This is a genomic window from Pseudomonas sp. 008, from assembly GCF_016861935.1.
Classification (GTDB): domain Bacteria; phylum Pseudomonadota; class Gammaproteobacteria; order Pseudomonadales; family Pseudomonadaceae; genus Aquipseudomonas.
Genome location: NZ_BOMA01000008.1, coordinates 1 through 15,734 on the forward strand (window position 1 = coordinate 1; position 15,734 = coordinate 15,734).

The 15,734-nt window shown below is 58.1% G+C and carries 17 protein-coding genes; 9 read left to right on the forward strand and 8 right to left on the reverse strand.

The genetic code is table 11. From position 1 onward, the window contains the following. Window positions 1-363 precede the first annotated feature (363 nt). Entirely contained in the window at window positions 364-1,563 is a 1,200-nt protein-coding gene (gene tyrS / locus JUI81_RS17330) for a tyrosine--tRNA ligase (protein WP_204124725.1), read from the reverse strand. 211 nt (window positions 1,564-1,774) lie between these two features. On the opposite strand from tyrS, the gene JUI81_RS17335 reads away from it, so the two are divergent. Continuing rightward, entirely contained in the window at window positions 1,775-3,193 is a 1,419-nt protein-coding gene (locus JUI81_RS17335) for a peptidoglycan DD-metalloendopeptidase family protein (RefSeq protein ID WP_204124726.1), read from the forward strand. 3 nt (window positions 3,194-3,196) lie between these two features. Continuing rightward, window positions 3,197-4,288: an anhydro-N-acetylmuramic acid kinase gene (locus JUI81_RS17340; RefSeq protein ID WP_204124727.1), complete on the forward strand. Its 1,092-nt coding sequence runs from the start codon at window positions 3,197-3,199 to the stop codon at window positions 4,286-4,288. A gap of 73 nt (window positions 4,289-4,361) precedes the next feature. Here JUI81_RS17340 and erpA read toward each other — a convergent pair whose 3' ends face one another. Together erpA and argC are read right to left on the reverse strand one after the other, a co-directional pair. Continuing rightward, window positions 4,362-4,712 (reverse strand): iron-sulfur cluster insertion protein ErpA, encoded by a 351-nt coding sequence (gene erpA / locus JUI81_RS17345; protein WP_007906865.1) that lies wholly within the window; start codon window positions 4,710-4,712, stop codon window positions 4,362-4,364. Between the two features lie 168 nt (window positions 4,713-4,880). Beyond that, window positions 4,881-5,915 (reverse strand): N-acetyl-gamma-glutamyl-phosphate reductase, encoded by a 1,035-nt coding sequence (gene argC / locus JUI81_RS17350; RefSeq protein WP_019580754.1) that lies wholly within the window; start codon window positions 5,913-5,915, stop codon window positions 4,881-4,883. 135 nt (window positions 5,916-6,050) lie between these two features. On the opposite strand from argC, the gene hemJ reads away from it, so the two are divergent. From hemJ to coq7, 6 genes are all read left to right on the forward strand, one after another. After that, window positions 6,051-6,482, forward strand: a complete 432-nt coding sequence (gene hemJ, locus JUI81_RS17355) for a protoporphyrinogen oxidase HemJ (protein WP_204124728.1) — start codon at window positions 6,051-6,053, stop codon at window positions 6,480-6,482. A 33-nt stretch (window positions 6,483-6,515) separates the two neighbouring features. Beyond that, window positions 6,516-7,484, forward strand: coding sequence for a nitronate monooxygenase family protein (locus JUI81_RS17360; RefSeq protein WP_204124729.1), 969 nt, complete (start codon window positions 6,516-6,518; stop codon window positions 7,482-7,484). A 91-nt stretch (window positions 7,485-7,575) separates the two neighbouring features. Next, window positions 7,576-8,535, forward strand: coding sequence for a DUF805 domain-containing protein (locus tag JUI81_RS17365; RefSeq protein ID WP_204124730.1), 960 nt, complete (start codon window positions 7,576-7,578; stop codon window positions 8,533-8,535). 62 nt (window positions 8,536-8,597) lie between these two features. Next, the gene (locus tag JUI81_RS17370) at window positions 8,598-9,386 is read left to right on the forward strand and encodes an SDR family oxidoreductase (RefSeq protein WP_018928876.1); all 789 of its coding nucleotides are present in this window, start codon (window positions 8,598-8,600) and stop codon (window positions 9,384-9,386) included. 80 nt (window positions 9,387-9,466) lie between these two features. Beyond that, entirely contained in the window at window positions 9,467-9,805 is a 339-nt protein-coding gene (locus JUI81_RS17375; RefSeq protein WP_007906873.1) for a histidine triad nucleotide-binding protein, read from the forward strand. A 121-nt stretch (window positions 9,806-9,926) separates the two neighbouring features. Beyond that, entirely contained in the window at window positions 9,927-10,574 is a 648-nt protein-coding gene (coq7, locus tag JUI81_RS17380) for a 2-polyprenyl-3-methyl-6-methoxy-1,4-benzoquinone monooxygenase (protein WP_019580750.1), read from the forward strand. A 93-nt stretch (window positions 10,575-10,667) separates the two neighbouring features. Here coq7 and speD read toward each other — a convergent pair whose 3' ends face one another. Together speD and JUI81_RS17390 are read right to left on the reverse strand one after the other, a co-directional pair. After that, on the reverse strand, window positions 10,668-11,462 hold the full coding sequence (speD, locus tag JUI81_RS17385) for an adenosylmethionine decarboxylase (RefSeq protein ID WP_018928874.1): 795 nt from the start codon (window positions 11,460-11,462) through the stop codon (window positions 10,668-10,670). A 238-nt stretch (window positions 11,463-11,700) separates the two neighbouring features. Beyond that, entirely contained in the window at window positions 11,701-12,123 is a 423-nt protein-coding gene (locus JUI81_RS17390; protein ID WP_007941657.1) for an OsmC family protein, read from the reverse strand. Window positions 12,124-12,372: 249 nt separating this feature from the next. Between JUI81_RS17390 and crp the strand changes: the two genes are divergently transcribed. Continuing rightward, on the forward strand, window positions 12,373-13,017 hold the full coding sequence (gene crp / locus JUI81_RS17395; RefSeq protein ID WP_018928873.1) for a cAMP-activated global transcriptional regulator CRP: 645 nt from the start codon (window positions 12,373-12,375) through the stop codon (window positions 13,015-13,017). Between the two features lie 26 nt (window positions 13,018-13,043). Here crp and JUI81_RS17400 read toward each other — a convergent pair whose 3' ends face one another. The 3 genes from JUI81_RS17400 to trpD form a co-directional block, all read right to left on the reverse strand. Next, window positions 13,044-13,745 (reverse strand): lipoate--protein ligase family protein, encoded by a 702-nt coding sequence (locus JUI81_RS17400; protein WP_204124731.1) that lies wholly within the window; start codon window positions 13,743-13,745, stop codon window positions 13,044-13,046. Window positions 13,746-13,843: 98 nt separating this feature from the next. Beyond that, the gene (gene trpC / locus JUI81_RS17405) at window positions 13,844-14,680 is read right to left on the reverse strand and encodes an indole-3-glycerol phosphate synthase TrpC (protein WP_019580748.1); all 837 of its coding nucleotides are present in this window, start codon (window positions 14,678-14,680) and stop codon (window positions 13,844-13,846) included. Continuing rightward, window positions 14,677-15,726 carry an anthranilate phosphoribosyltransferase gene (trpD, locus tag JUI81_RS17410; RefSeq protein ID WP_018928870.1) on the reverse strand — a complete coding sequence of 350 codons (1,050 nt, stop codon included), beginning with the start codon at window positions 15,724-15,726 and terminating at the stop codon, window positions 14,677-14,679. Before trpD ends, trpC begins: the two co-directional genes overlap by 4 nt. Window positions 15,727-15,734: the final 8 nt, after the last annotated feature.

The following is a 15,734-nucleotide window of genomic DNA, read 5'->3' on the forward strand; positions in this document are numbered from 1 at the left end:
CTACAGCAGCCTCTGTTGCTGTCAAGCGGTTATTTTCAGAAGTTTTCAAAGTTTCCCGTAAGAAACATCAGCAACTTCAACCACTTGCGCTTCCGATCTCTCGTTAGCGGGAGGCGAATTCTACAGCGTTAGTCGCTGCTGTCAACACCTCTTTTTCTCCGCTTTCGATCGAGAAGATCGAACCGTCAAGAAGGCGACAATACCCCGCCTTACCAACTCCTTCTGGCTTCGATGAACTGAAGCGTAACCGCTGTCGAAAACTTCGTAACTCGTTGCTTACCAAGGAGTTTTCCGTTTCGACTGCGCCGGAAGTGGGGCGAATTATAGACGTCCAGAATCTGCCGTCAACCCCTGATTTCAGCTTTATTCGGATTTGAGCGTAATACGCGCAAATGCCTTCTTCCCAGCCTGGCAAACGTGGGTCGCGCCCAGCGCGCATATAAAGGTGCGATCGACAACTTCACCATCTATACGCACACCACCGGAACCTAAAAGATCACGTGCCACGGCAGAGTTCTTCACCAGGCCCGCCTTATTAAGGACAGCAGCGATCGGCATATCTTCGGTAGCGATCAATTCGATCTCTGGCAAATCATCCGGCAGCTCGCCGTCTTTCATACGGTTGCCCGCCGCACGGTGAGCATTGGCCGCAGCCTCTTCACCATGGAAACGCGCAACGATCTCTTCGGCCAACTTAATCTTGATGTCACGCGGATTCGCACCCGCCTCGACGTCAGCCCGCAAAGCATCGATCTCTTCCATGGAGCGGAAGCTGAGCAGTTCGAAGTAGCGCCACATCAGCACATCAGGAATAGAGACCAGCTTGCCGTACATGACACCCGGCGCCTCCTGGATACCGACATAGTTGCCCAACGACTTGGACATCTTCTTCACGCCATCCAGCCCTTCGAGCAACGGCATGGTCAGAATGCATTGAGCCTCCTGACCATAACCACGCTGCAGTTCACGCCCCATCAGCAGATTGAACTTCTGATCGGTACCGCCCAGCTCGACGTCCGCGCGCAAAGCGACCGAGTCGTAACCCTGAACCAGCGGATAGAGGAATTCGTGAATGGCGATTGGCTGATTGGTCGTGTAGCGCTTGTCAAAGTCATCGCGCTCGAGCATGCGTGCCACGGTGTATTGCGAAGTCAGACGTATGAAGTCAGCCGGCCCCATCTGATCCATCCAGGTGGAGTTGAACGCCACTTCGGTTTTGGCCGGATCAAGAATCTTGAAGACCTGAGTCTTGTAGGTCTCGGCATTCTCGAGAACCTGTTCACGAGTGAGCGGTGGACGTGTCGCGCTCTTGCCACTCGGATCACCGATCATCCCGGTGAAGTCACCAATAAGGAAGATCACCTGATGGCCCAGATCCTGGAACTGGCGCAGCTTATTAATAAGCACGGTGTGACCCAGGTGCAAATCCGGCGCGGTCGGATCGAAGCCTGCCTTAATACGTAGCGGCTGGCCACGTTTGAGCTTTTCGATCAGCTCGGACTCGACCAACAGTTCTTCTGCACCACGCTTGATCAGCGCTAGCTGCTCTTCAACCGACTTCATAACAGACCTGCAAGACTCGAATTCAAAGGGGACCAACCATACAAGATCGGGCGTCAAATACAAAGTTTTGCCCGGCGCACGGACGCCAATCCACGGACAGAGCGTCCGCAGGCTTGCTTCAGAGATGATTTGGTTATATTTTATACAGTTATTTCGTCTTCATCATGTCATTCATCTTTTCCAATTCATTTTTTCAAAGTCAAAATTACTTATGACCAAAGAATCGTCTAAAGCGCCACCGCTTTACCCGAAGACCCACCTGCTCGCAGCAAGCGGTATCGCCGCCCTTCTGAGCCTGGCGCTTCTGGTATTTCCTTCCAGTGATGTTGAAGCCAAAAAGACGACCCTGAGTCTTGAACTGGAAAGCCCTGTAGAACAACTGACACAAGATCAAGACGCCGCCGGCGGCGTCCAAGCCACAAATGAGCCGGCAGCCTCCCCTTTCGCGCAGATCGAAAACAGCGCCGAAAACACTCAGGAAGCCGCCCAGGCCGCCCCCGCGCCAGTCGTCGAAGAAAAGAAGGCGCCAGGCCACAGGGAAGTGATCGTTGCCAAAGGCGACACTCTCTCGACATTGTTTGAGAAAGTCGGCCTTCCGGCCACTTCGGTGCATGAAGTGCTGGCCAGCGACAAGCAGGCCAAGCAGTTCAGCCAGCTCAAACATGGCCAGAAGCTTGAGTTCGAACTAGGCCCGAACGGCCAACTGACCAATTTGCACAGCAAAGTCAGCGACACGGAAAGCATCAGCCTGACCAAGAACGATAAGGGTTATACATTCAACCGCATTACCGCCAAGCCCACTGTTCGCACCGCCTACGTACATGGCGTGATCAACAGTTCGCTGTCGCAATCCGCAGCCCGTGCCGGTTTGTCCCATAGCCTGACCATGGATATGGCCAGCGTGTTTGGCTATGACGTCGACTTCGCCCAGGATATTCGCCAAGGTGACGAGTTCGATGTGATCTATGAACAGAAAGTCGTCAACGGTAAAGCCGTCGGTAACGGTCCCATTCTTTCCGCGCGCTTCACCAACCGTGGCAAGACTTACACCGCTGTGCGCTACACCAACAAACAAGGCAACAGCAGCTACTACACGGCTGACGGCAACAGCATGCGCAAGGCGTTCATCCGTACTCCGGTAGACTTCGCCCGCATCAGCTCGAAATTCTCCATGGGCCGCAAGCACCCGATCCTGAACAAGATCCGCGCCCACAAGGGTGTCGATTACGCAGCACCGCGCGGCACACCGATCAAGGCTGCCGGCGACGGCCAGGTATTGTTGGCCGGTCGCCGCGGCGGTTACGGCAATACCGTGATTATCCAGCACGGCAGTACTTACCGTACGCTGTACGGCCACATGCAGGGCTTCGCCAAAGGCATCAAGACTGGCGGCAGCGTCAAGCAAGGTCAGGTGATCGGCTACATCGGCACCACCGGCCTCTCCACCGGCCCGCACCTGCACTACGAGTTCCAGGTCAATGGTGTGCACGTCGACCCGCTGGGTCAGAAGGTAGCGATGGCCGATCCGATCTCCAAAGCTGAACGCTCACGCTTCCTTGCGCAAAGCCAACCGCTGATGGCGCGCATGGACCAAGAGAAAGCCACCCTGTTGGCTTCGAGCAAACGCTAAGCCATGGCGCTCTATATAGGTGTGATGTCCGGGACCAGCCTTGATGGCCTGGACATTGCGCTGATCGAGCAAGCCCCGGCGATCAAGCTGATCGCCACGCATTACATCCCCATGCCCGAATCCCTGCGCGCCGAGCTGCTTGGCTTGTGCGCCAGCGGTCCGGACGAGATTGCCCGCTCCGCCATTGCCCAGCAAAACTGGGTGAAACTGGCCTCACAGGGCATTCACACCCTCCTCGACCAACAAAACCTCAAGCCCGGCGACATTCGCGCGATTGGCAGCCACGGCCAGACCATTCGCCACGAACCGGCACGCGGGTTCACAGTGCAGATCGGCAACCCTGCGCTGCTCACCGAGCTGACCGGCATTACCGTGGTCAGCGACTTCCGCAGCCGCGACGTAGCCGCTGGCGGACAAGGCGCCCCATTGGTTCCAGCCTTTCACGAAGCCTTGTTTGAACAGCAGCCCGGTAACCGCGCGGTGCTGAACGTCGGCGGGTTCAGCAACCTCAGCCTGATCGAACCCGGCAAGCCTGTCGCGGGTTTTGACTGCGGTCCGGGGAACGTCCTGCTGGATGCCTGGATTCACCGGCAACGCGGCGACAACTTCGATCGCGATGGCCAATGGGCCGCCAGCGGCAAGGTTGAACCGGCTCTGTTGAATGAGCTGCTCAGTGATCCGTTCTTTGTAACTCAAGGCCCGAAGAGCACTGGCCGCGAAGTGTTCAATCTGCCATGGCTGATGCAGCATCTGTCACAGCTGCCAACCTTCGCAGCCGAAAACGTACAGGCCACACTGCTTGAGTTGACCGCCCTGACCATCGTCGAGTCATTGCAAAGCGCTCAATCGGATACCCAGGAGCTGCTGGTCTGCGGCGGCGGAGCACACAACGCCACGTTGATGAAACGGTTGGCCAGCCTGTTGCCGAACGCGAAAGTCAGCAGCACTGCCGCTTATGGTGTAGACCCGGACTGGGTTGAAGCCATGGCCTTTGCCTGGCTGGCTCATTGCTGCCTGGAAGGTATCGCGACCAACCGCCCAAGCGTCACCGGCGCCCGTGGCCTGCGAATTCTCGGCGCCATCTACCCCGCCTGAACCTTAACTCCAGACAGCAAAACGCCGCAGAGTCCTGAGACCCTGCGGCGCTTGTTGATGCGGTGAGTTGCGATCAGATCGAGAACGAAGAGCCGCAGCCACACGTGGTGGTGGCGTTCGGGTTTTTGATCACGAAACGCGAACCTTCCAGACCTTCCTGGTAATCCACCTCGGCACCTGCCAGGTACTGGAAGCTCATCGGATCGACCACCAGGCTGACGCCTTCGCGCTCGACAATGGTGTCGTCATCGGCCACTTCTTCATCGAAGGTGAAGCCGTACTGAAACCCTGAACAACCGCCGCCCGTAACGAATACGCGCAGCTTCAAGCGATCATTCCCCTCTTCATCGACCAGGCTCTTCACCTTGTGCGCAGCACCGTGGGTGAATTGCAAAGCCGTGGGGGTGAAGGATTCGACGCTCATGCTGACTATCTCCCGGCGTTACGCCGCCATAATGCGTGATGACGCGCATTATCCGCTTCTCCCAGAAAATCGGTCAACTATTGTTACGGTATATCAATCAACCCAATTGTCAGACCAGAATGCAAAAAGGCCCGTTCAACGGGCCTTTTTGCTGCGCGGGATAAAGCCTTACGGCAGCATGCCCGCATGGGAAAGGCCCAGGCGCTCATCCAGACCGAAGAGGATATTCAGGTTCTGCACAGCCTGACCCGACGCGCCTTTGACCAGATTGTCGATGACCGACAACACCACCACCAGATCACCATCCTGCGGACGATGCACGGCGATACGGCAAACGTTGGCACCTCGCACGCTGCGGGTTTCCGGATGGCTGCCGGCTGGCATTACGTCGACGAACGGTTCGTTGGCATAACGCTTTTCGAACAGAGCCTGCAGATCCACCGAGCGGTCCACGACAGTCGCGTAGAGCGTCGAATGAATACCGCGAATCATCGGCGTCAGGTGCGGAACGAACGTCAGGCCAACGTCCTTGCCCGCGGCACGACGCAGCCCCTGACGGATTTCCGGTAAGTGACGGTGACCTTTTACGGCGTAGGCCTTCATGCTTTCCGACGTCTCGGAGTACAGCGAACCTACGGAAGCGCCACGACCGGCACCACTGACACCGGATTTGCAGTCCGCAATCAAGCGTGTGGTATCGGCCAGACCGGCTTCGAGCAATGGCAGGAAACCCAATTGCGTCGCGGTCGGGTAGCAACCCGGTACAGCAATCAGGCGTGCCTGCTTGATCTGCTCGCGATTGACTTCCGGCAAGCCGTAGACCGCCTCATCCAGCAGTTCCGGCGCACCGTGCGGCTGGCCGTACCACTTGGCCCATTCATCGGCGTCTTGCAAACGGAAGTCTGCCGACAGGTCGATAACCTTGGTGCCGGCAGCCAGCAATTCACCCGCCAGGGCATGGGCGACACCGTGCGGCGTGGCGAAGAACACTACATCGCAAGCCCCGAGGGTCTTGATGTCCGGAACGCTGAACGCCAGGCCGTCGTAATGGCCTCGCAGGTTCGGGTACATGTCGGCCACGGCCAGGCCGGCCTCGGATCGGGAAGTGATCACCACCACTTCTGCCTGCGGATGCTGTGCCAACAGACGCAGCAGTTCGACACCGGTGTAACCCGTGCCGCCGACGATACCGACCTTGACCATAAACCTGCCCTCAACGAACCCACTGGAAAGCCGTCGATAATAGGGGCCGCGCGGCCCTGCGACAACCGTCAAGGTGACGTGCGGGCGCTCTACCCCCTACTATCTTCACTACCGTGAACCTGGGAATAACCAAAAATGCTTTATCTGTGGCTCAAAGCGCTTCACATCATCAGCATGGTCTGCTGGTTTGCCGGCCTGTTTTACCTGCCGCGCCTGTTCGTCTATCACGCGCAAAGCGAAGACACCGTCAGCAAGGAACGCTTCAGCATCATGGAGCGCAAGCTGTACCGGGGTATCATGGGGCCAGCGATGATCGCCACCCTGGTCTTCGGTATCTGGCTGATCAGCCTCAACCCGAGCGCCTATTTCGGCCAGGGCGCGTGGATGCACGCCAAGCTGACCCTGGTGGTGATCCTGATCGGCTACCACCACATGTGCGGCGCACAGGTAAAACGTTTTGCCCGTGACGAAAACACCCGCAGCCATGTCTTTTATCGCTGGTTCAATGAAGTGCCGGTTCTGATATTGCTGGCTATCGTAATTCTGGTCGTCGTCCGGCCGTTTTAAATCCAACAGGCACACTCACCCGGGGTACTACCAATGTCGCTGCCCGCTCTGCTCGAACAACGCTTGCGACTGCCGGTAGTGGCGGCGCCGATGTTCCTGATCTCCAACCCCGAGCTGGTGCTCGCCTGCTGCCGTAATGGCGTGGTGGGCAGTTTCCCTGCGCTGAATCAGCGTGAAAGCAGCGGTTTCAAGGCCTGGCTGGAAGAAATCAAAGCAGGGTTGGCGACACTGGAAAACCCTGCCCCTTACGCGGTGAACCTGATCGTCCACCACAGCAATCCGCGATTGCAGGCGGACCTGGCGATCTGCATCGAACACAAAGTACCGATCGTGATCACCAGCCTCGGCGCCGTGAAGGAAGTAGTCGATGCCGTGCACAGCTACGGTGGCCTGGTGTTTCACGACGTGACGACCCGTCGCCACGCAGAAAAAGCCGCCGAAGCCGGTGTCGACGGTTTGATTGCCGTTGCCGCGGGGGCCGGTGGTCACGCCGGGACCTGGAGCCCGTTCTCGCTTATCGCCGAGATCCGCCAGTTTTTCGACAAGACCCTGCTGCTGGCTGGCTGCCTGAACCATGGCCACGAGATTCTTGCTGCGCAATTGCTCGGTGCGGATCTGGCCTACTTCGGTACGCGATTTATCGGCACCACCGAAAGTCATGCGCCTGACGCCTACAAGGAGATGCTCCTGACTGCCAGAGCCGCGGACATCGTCCATACTCCAGCGGTGTCTGGGGTTCCGGCAAGCTTCATGCGTCAGAGCCTGGAGGCCGCCGGGTTCGACATGGCGGCGCTGCAAAGCAAGGGCGAGGTGGACTTCGGCTCCAAGCTCAAACCCTTGAACGATGAAGCCAAAGCCTGGAAAACCGTGTGGTCTGCGGGCCAGGGTGTCGGGGAAATCGAGGATCTGCCGAGTGTCGATCAACTGGTCGAACGTCTCGGCACCGAATACCGTAAGGCGCTGGAACTGGCGGCAGCACTGCCCAAGCGCTGGCCGCGCTGACAGGAAAGCTTGGCCAGCCCAACCCGGCCGGCCTTAAACTCCCCCTTGTTACACTTTCCATTACAACTCTCGCGACAAGGATGCCTCGGCCATGAGCGAAAACCGTTTCAAGATCGTCTTCGATGGTGCTTTGCTGCCCGGTGTTGATGCCACCACCGCCAAGCTCAATCTCGCCGAGCTGTTCAAAAGCGACGTCGCAGCTATTGAACGCCTGTTCAGTGGCCGGATGGTTGCGCTCAAACGCGACCTGTCACATGCCGATGCGCAAACTTATCTTCAGGCGCTGACGAAAACCGGCATCGATGCCCGAATCGAAGCCGAACCCTCGATCGAGCTGAACCTGTCCGACGTTCACACCAACCCATCGCCATCGGCAGAGCCTGAGTCCCCCTACGCTCCACCGCGCGCCACCGTCGGCGAAGCGCTGCCGGAGTTCGCCACACTCAAGGCATTCAGTTTCAGTGGCCGCATCGGCCGACTGCGCTTTCTGGCCTGGACAATGGCTCTGACGCTGGTGACGTTGGGCATTGGCTCGGTGTTGGCCATTTTCGGCTTCGGCCTCATCAGCACCAACTCGACTGCCGGCCTGATTGTCGCGGGTCTGCTGGCCGTTATTCTGATCGTGATACTCGCGTTCATCAGCATTCAGTTCAGTGTGCAGCGCCTACACGATATCGGCTGGTCTGGCTGGCTCTGGCTGTTGAACCTTGTGCCGTTCGTGGGGGGCGCTTTCCCGTTCGTGATAATGATCGTGCCGGGTAACAGCACTGCCAATCGATATGGCGCACCGCCGCCGCCCAACAGCAACGCAGTCAGGGTACTGGCTTCATTGTGGCTGGTGTTTATTGCGATCATGTTCGTTGGCGGGCTGACCGGAGGTCTCACGGCAATTCAGGATGAGTATGAAAGCGCCACTGATAGCGCCTATCAAAGTAGCTCTGTGACCACCGATGAAGTCGAAGCTGCGCCCGTCGAAGTCGACTCGGCAGCAGATTCAACCGACGATGCAGCCGAAGCGGCCCAGCCCCCTGTAGACTCTGCAAAAGAATGAACAGCGCTCCCCGCCCGTGACACCTGCGTCGCTGGCGCGGAGCTGTTGCGATGGAGAACTGCATGACCCGTTACGCTCTGATCACTGGCGCTTCCAGCGGCATCGGCCTGGCGATGGCCGAAGCGCTGGCCCGGCGCGGCCGCAGCCTGTTACTGGTGGCCCGACAGCGTGATCAGCTGGAAAGTATTGCGATTGAACTGACTCAACGTTTCGGCGTGGAAGTGTTGTTTCGTGCCTGTGACCTGGGAGAACCGTTGCGCCTGTCCGGATTTCTACTGGAACTGGAGGAAGGTGAGCGGCAAATCGATCTGCTGGTCAACTGCGCCGGCATCGGTACCTGTGGCCCATTCCTGGCCCAGGACTGGATGACCGAGCAGGATCTGATCGAAGTGAACATCCTGGCCCTCACTCGCCTGTGTCACGCCATCGGTAACAGCATGGCCTTGCAGGGCGGCGGGCAGATTCTGAACGTCGCCTCGGTTGCGGCGTTCCATCCCGGCCCCTGGATGAGCACTTATTACGCCAGCAAGGCTTATGTGCTGAATTTTTCCGAAGGCTTGCGCGTCGAACTGAAAAAATGCGCGGTCAAGGTGTCAGTGCTCTGCCCCGGCCCGACACGCACGGCGTTTTTTCGGACCGCGCAACTGAACACCGATAAGCTGGGCGAGAGCAAACTGCTGATGAGCCCAGAGGAAGTCGCGCTCTATACCGTGCGCGCCCTGGAGAAAAATCGCGCCATTATCATCCCCGGTCGCCTGAATCGCTGGTTCGCCTTCCTGCCACGGCTCGGCTCGCGCTGGCTGACCCGGACAATCGCGGGCATGGTCAATAAGGCGTACTGCCCGCGCTGACCAGCCTTCAAGGTAAAAAACTGGGCTCAGGCGGGGCCCATGCGTACACTCAAGCCAGCCAAACAACGGAGAAAACAGCTGTGGATACTCTGTTCACCAAGATCATCAACCGGGAAATCCCGGCGAAGATCATTTACGAGGACGACCAGGTACTGGCCTTCCACGACATCGCGCCACAGGCCCCGGTGCATTTCCTGGTGGTCCCGAAGAAACCGGTGCGCACCCTTAACGACCTCACCGAGGACGATAAGGCTCTGGCCGGGCATATTCTGTTCACCGCGCAGCGTCTGGCTCTGGAACTGGGCTGTGAAGAAGGTTTCCGGGTGGTCATGAACTGCAATGAATTGGGCGGGCAGACCGTTTATCACATTCATATGCACGTGCTGGGTCAGCGCCAGATGCACTGGCCTCCGGGCTGATTGCAAGCAGTACCGGTTTATGTGGCGAGGGCGCTTGCTCCCTCACCACAGATGACCCAGCGCAAACCCTCCCCGGCCGATTGGGTTAAACTGGCCGCCGAGATTCTTCCCGGAGGTCAGCATGACTACCCAACGTCACTACTCGCCAATTGACCGTCTTCTGCTGCAAGCCGATGCCGCGATGCGTACTTTGCTGCCCTTCAGTGGTCAGCCCTACCGTCCGTCGCCTGCCATCGTGCAGCCGGATGCGCAAATGAGCGACGAGGACACCCGGCACGTCGCCGGCTTGATGCGCATCAACCATACCGGCGAAGTCTGTGCCCAGGCGCTGTATCAAGGTCAAGCCCTGACCGCCAAGTTGCCGCAAGTGCGCGCTGCCATGGAACATGCCGCCGAAGAAGAAATCGATCATCTGGTCTGGTGCGAACAGCGCATCCACCAGTTGGGCAGCCACACCAGCATTCTCAATCCGCTGTTCTATGGAATGTCGTTCGGAATTGGCGCGGTGGCCGGGTTGATTAGCGACAAAGTCAGCCTGGGTTTCGTTGCCGCCACCGAGCATCAGGTTTGCAAACATCTGAACGAACACCTTGAACAACTGCCCGCCGAGGACGAAAAATCCCGGGCGATCCTTGAGCAGATGCGCATTGATGAAGAACATCACGCCGAAAGTGCGCTGGATGCTGGAGGGTTCCGCTTTCCTGCACCGGTGAAGTTCGGGATGAGTCTGCTGGCCAAGGTGATGACCAAGAGTACCTATCGGATCTGATAATTGAGTTGTTTGGTCGGGCCTCTTCGCGGACAACAGCAATAAAAAAGGCGACTACCTTGCGGTAGTCGCCTTTTTTTGTACTCGGAAATCTCAGCTCGGCATGTTGCGCGCGTAGAAGATTTCGAGCATTTCGTGTTTCACACGCTCAGTCACCTGGGCACGCTGCTCAGAAGACAGGTTGCTGGTGGCGTCGCCGAACAGGTAGTTATCCAGTTCGAAGTTCTTCAGCAGCATTTTGGTGTGGAACAGGTTTTCCTGATACACGTTCACGTCGGTCATCTGGTACGCGTCGCGGGTGTCTTCGGAGAGATAGTTCTGGATCGAGTTGATCTCGTGGTCGATGAAGTGTTTCTTGCCTTCAACGTCACGGGTGAAGCCGCGCACGCGGTAATCCACAGTCACGATATCCGAATCGAACTGGTGAATCAGAAAATTGAGCGCCTTGAGCGGTGAAATGACGCCACAGGTCGACACGTCGATGTCCACACGGAACGTCGCGATACCGTCCACCGGATGGATTTCCGGGTAGGTGTGCACCGTGATGTGGCTCTTGTCGAGGTGGGCCAGGATGATTTCGGGCAACGGGCCCGGAGACTCTTCAATCTGACTGTCGGTGGGGGTTACCGGCTCTTCAGAGATCAGAATCGTGACGCTGGCGCCCTGGGGTTCATAGTCCTGACTGGCAATGTTCAGGATATTGGCACCAATGATATCGACAACTTCTGTGAGGATCTGCGTCAGGCGCTTGGCGTTGTACTCTTTATTGATGTACTCGACGTAAGCCTGCTGGTCTTGCGGGGTTTCCGCGTAGCAGATGTCATAGATGTTGAAGCTCAAGGTCTTTGTCAGGTTATTGAACCCGTGGAGCTTGAGTTTGCTTTTCACCGTTAAAAACTCTCTATGTATTGCGGGCTGGCCGCGTGATCAAGCATGCCCGTCAGATGCGAACGACGCACCTGCGTAGGACGGTTAACACCTCTTCGCGATGGCGATTTTGGTTGTCTGTTCAGGCAAGCGACCTGTCGGGTGACCGATCACTGCCCTGAAAAAAGTGGCGCATTATGCAGACGTCAGCTATGGATCACCAGAGTCTGCACCGCTTTTATGATAGTTGAATGTCGATTCAACCGAGCTCGATAATCTCGTAGTCGTGGGTAATCGCCACGCCAGCCGCGCCGAGCATGATCGAGGCCGAGCAGTACTTCTCGGCCGACAGCTCGATGGCGCGCTTGACCTGGGCTTCTTTCAGCCCGCGGCCCTTGACCACGAAGTGCATGTGGATCTTGGTAAACACCTTCGGATCTTCGGTCGCACGCTCGGCTTCGAGGAAGGCTTCGCAGCTTTCGACGGCCTGACGCGACTTCTTGAGGATGCTGACCACATCGAAATTGCTGCAACCGCCAACACCCAGCAGGAGCATTTCCATCGGCCGGACACCCAGGTTACGACCGCCGGCATCGGGCGGACCGTCCATGACCACGACATGACCGCTGCCGGATTCACCGAGGAACATGGCTTCGCCTGCCCATTGGATGCGTGCCTTCATCGCCAAGACTCCACTGTATAAAAAAGGGTCGCCAGCTTAGCACAGGGCCCTTGATTGGCAGCGCTTCGCCTTCCTAGGACATAACCGTATGCGTCGTAGGTAAATTCTCGAATCTTGAAGGAATGTGTCTGTTAAGCTGACGCCAATTCACTGGCGCTTAGCCAGCTTTGTAGCGAACAAAAAAACCCAGGCTTCACCAGCCCCCCTACAAAAAACAAACACACCGTGCAGTCTTTTCGGGATACAACCATGGTTGCTATTACCCCCATATCCAAAATCAAGAACCTCGACAAACTGTTAATGCACTGCCAGCGCCGTCGCTATGCCGCCAAGAGCAACATCATTTGTGCCGGCGACCGCTCGGACACGTTGTTCTTCATCATCAAGGGTTCGGTGACCATCCTGATCGAGGATGACGACGGCCGTGAAATGATCATTGCCTACCTCAACTCCGGCGACTTCTTCGGTGAACTGGGTCTGTTCGAGCAAGCCGGGCTGGAACAGGAGCGCAGCGCCTGGGTTCGCGCCAAAGTCGAATGCGAAGTCGCGGAAATCAGCTACGCGAAATTCCGCGAGTTGTCTCAACAGGATCCAGACATTCTTTACGTGCTCAGCGGACAAATCGCACAACGCCTGCGCAATACCACTCGCAAGGTCGGCGACCTGGCGTTCTTCGACGTAACCGGCCGCGTGGCGCGCTGCCTGCTGGAGCTGTGCAAGCAGCCAGACGCCATGACCCACCCGGATGGCATGCAGATCAAGGTGACCCGCCAGGAGATCGGCCGGATTGTCGGTTGTTCCCGTGAGATGGTCGGACGCGTGCTCAAGGATCTGGAAGAACGCAACCTGGTCGACGTCAAAGGCAAGACCATGGTGGTCTTCGGTACGCGCTAGGCTCTGAAAACGGAAGCCTGGAACACTTAAGCCCCGAGCACTTCTGCCAGCATTTGGCGATACAACGCATCGAGCTGTTCCAGTGCATCAGGAGCGGCAAATTTTTCATGCAGGGCAATGTGGCTTTCTGCGCGAACCCGCTGTTCCAGACCGCAGGCTTCGTTGAAACGATTGACCGCCGCGACCATTGACTCTCGCTCGTTATCGATCAGCATCGCCCCGTGCACCAGCCCGACCGGACGCTGACCGCCCTTGCTCTGCCGCCAGCGCTGAGCGGTACCGACCATCTTGCGACCATCGAGGTTGACGTTGAAACGGCCATCGCAGAACGCGCCCTCAATTTCGCCCAGGGACGACACACCGCCCATCTCGTCAAGCAGCTGGCAAATCGGGTCACAGAGTCGCCGATAGGCGGTTTCGATCCGGTTCTGGTCACCCTCGCTACGCGGTGGCGCGTAGACCAGCGCGATGTTGAGGGTCGATGCCGATTGCGGCACCGGCTCGCCGCCAGTTTCGCGCAGCAGTACCGGCCAACCGGCAGCGGCTGATATCTCACTCGCCGCCTCGAAACCCGGCAAGCGATTCAAGCGGCGCGGCATGACCAATGCCCGATCTGTGGGTTGCCAGAACAGCAAGCCGAACTCCGAATCACCGGTGCACACATGGGCCAACAGGTCCTGTTCGGCGAGCAGGCCGGCTTCGATGGTCAGAGAGGTTGGCTGGGACATGGACGACTCCGTAAGACATGAAGTCTTTGGGGGGCTTGATGACCTACTCGCGGGCAAACCCGCTCCCACAGGGGATCGGGTTGCCTGCGAAAATGTGTTCAGTCGAGCGTAGAGCCGCTCACTGGAACACCGCGCTCAGGAAAGAACAGGCGCTGCAGTTCAGTACCCGGGCTTTCGGCGCGCATGAACGCTTCGCCGACCAGGAACGCATACACGTCGCTGATTTCCATCAGCTCGACATCGGCGCGGTTAAGAATGCCACTCTCGGTGACCACCAGACGATTACGCGGAATACGCGGCAACAAGTCGAGGGTGGTTTCCAGGCTGACCTCGAAGGTGTGCAGGTTGCGGTTGTTCACGCCCACCAGCGGCGTGTCGAGGGTTTTCAAGGCCCGCTCCAGCTCGTCGCCATCGTGGACTTCCACCAGCACATCGAGGCCGACACTTTTGGCCACGGCCGCCAGCTCGGCCATTTTCACGTCATCCAGTGCGGAGACGATCAACAGCACGCAATCAGCGCCCAGGGCGCGGGACTCGATGATCTGGTACGGATCGATCATAAAGTCTTTACGGATCACCGGCAGTTTGCACGCCGCCCGGGCTTGTTGCAGATACGCATCCGCACCCTGGAAATAATCGATGTCGGTGAGCACCGACAGGCAAGTAGCCCCGCCCTTCTCGTAACTCCTGGCAATGTCCGCAGGCACGAAGTTCTCGCGAATCACGCCCTTGCTTGGCGAAGCTTTCTTGATTTCAGCAATCACCGCCGGCTGTTTCTTCTTGGCCTGATCGATCAATGCCTTGGCGAAACCACGGGGTGCATCGGCCGCCTTGGCCAGGTTTTCCAGCTCTGCCAGGCTCACACGAGCGCTACGCTCGGCGACTTCCTGGGCTTTGCGGGCCAGAATTTTTTCCAGAACCGTCGGTACACTCATCCCTCATTCTCCACTTTGAATACCGCGGTAAATGCACCCAACTCCTCAAGTTTTTCCCGAGCGAGGCCTGTGTGCAGCGCATCGTGCGCCAGGGCAACGCCTTCTTTCAAACTGCTGGCATGGTCGGCGGCGTACAGCGCGGCGCCGGCATTGAGCACGATCATCTCGGCGGCTTTCTGACCGTTCTCGGTCTTGCGCTTGCCCAAGGCATCGCGAATCAGTTCCAGGGAAGCCGCCGGGCTTTCCACCGACAGACCGTGCAGGCTCTGGCTCTTCATGCCGAGGTCTTCGGGCTCGACCCAATACTCGGTGATCTGGTCATTCTTCAACTCCGCGACAAAGGTCGGTGCCGCCAGGCTGAACTCGTCCAGGCCATCCTTGGAGTGCACCACCAGCACGTGTTTACTGCCCAAGCGCTGCAAGACTTCGGCCAATGGCCGGCACAACGCCTGACTGAACACACCCACCACCTGGTGTTTCACACCGGCCGGATTCGTAAGCGGGCCGAGCATGTTGAACAAGGTGCGCAAGCCCAGCTCGCGGCGCGGACCGGCGGCGTGCTTCATGGCGCTGTGATGAGTCTGGGCAAACATGAAACCGATACCGACGTTGTCGATGCAGCGTGCAACCTGAACCGGGGTCAGGTTCAGGTAGATACCGGCTGCTTCCAGCAAATCGGCGCTGCCGCTTTTGCCCGACACTGCACGGTTACCGTGCTTGGCCACGGTGCAACCAGCCGCTGCGACCACGAATGAGGAAGCAGTCGAGACGTTGAAGATATTGGCCCCGTCGCCGCCGGTGCCGACCACATCGACCACGCCGTCGAGGGTGTTGAGTTCGACCTTGTCCGCCAACTCGCGCATCGCCGTCACGGCGCCGACGATCTCGTCGATGCTTTCGCTCTTCATGCGCATGGCCATCATGAACGCACCAATCTGTGCGTCCGTGCATTGCCCGGTCATGATTTCGCGCATGACATCACGCATTTCATCGGTACTGAGGTCGAGGTGGCCGACGATACGGCTCAGGGCTGTCTTGATATCCATGGAAAGTC

Coding starts and splice junctions, on each gene's coding strand:
- tyrS (WP_204124725.1), bottom strand. CDS start 1,563: ATGAAGTCGGTTGAAGAGCAGCTAGCGCTGATCAAGCGTGGTGCAGAA.
- JUI81_RS17335 (WP_204124726.1), top strand. CDS start 1,775: ATGACCAAAGAATCGTCTAAAGCGCCACCGCTTTACCCGAAGACCCAC.
- JUI81_RS17340 (WP_204124727.1), top strand. CDS start 3,197: ATGGCGCTCTATATAGGTGTGATGTCCGGGACCAGCCTTGATGGCCTG.
- erpA (WP_007906865.1), bottom strand. CDS start 4,712: ATGAGCGTCGAATCCTTCACCCCCACGGCTTTGCAATTCACCCACGGT.
- argC (WP_019580754.1), bottom strand. CDS start 5,915: ATGGTCAAGGTCGGTATCGTCGGCGGCACGGGTTACACCGGTGTCGAA.
- hemJ (WP_204124728.1), top strand. CDS start 6,051: ATGCTTTATCTGTGGCTCAAAGCGCTTCACATCATCAGCATGGTCTGC.
- JUI81_RS17360 (WP_204124729.1), top strand. CDS start 6,516: ATGTCGCTGCCCGCTCTGCTCGAACAACGCTTGCGACTGCCGGTAGTG.
- JUI81_RS17365 (WP_204124730.1), top strand. CDS start 7,576: ATGAGCGAAAACCGTTTCAAGATCGTCTTCGATGGTGCTTTGCTGCCC.
- JUI81_RS17370 (WP_018928876.1), top strand. CDS start 8,598: ATGACCCGTTACGCTCTGATCACTGGCGCTTCCAGCGGCATCGGCCTG.
- coq7 (WP_019580750.1), top strand. CDS start 9,927: ATGACTACCCAACGTCACTACTCGCCAATTGACCGTCTTCTGCTGCAA.
- JUI81_RS17390 (WP_007941657.1), bottom strand. CDS start 12,123: ATGAAGGCACGCATCCAATGGGCAGGCGAAGCCATGTTCCTCGGTGAA.
- crp (WP_018928873.1), top strand. CDS start 12,373: ATGGTTGCTATTACCCCCATATCCAAAATCAAGAACCTCGACAAACTG.
- JUI81_RS17400 (WP_204124731.1), bottom strand. CDS start 13,745: ATGTCCCAGCCAACCTCTCTGACCATCGAAGCCGGCCTGCTCGCCGAA.
- trpC (WP_019580748.1), bottom strand. CDS start 14,680: ATGAGTGTACCGACGGTTCTGGAAAAAATTCTGGCCCGCAAAGCCCAG.
- trpD (WP_018928870.1), bottom strand. CDS start 15,726: ATGGATATCAAGACAGCCCTGAGCCGTATCGTCGGCCACCTCGACCTC.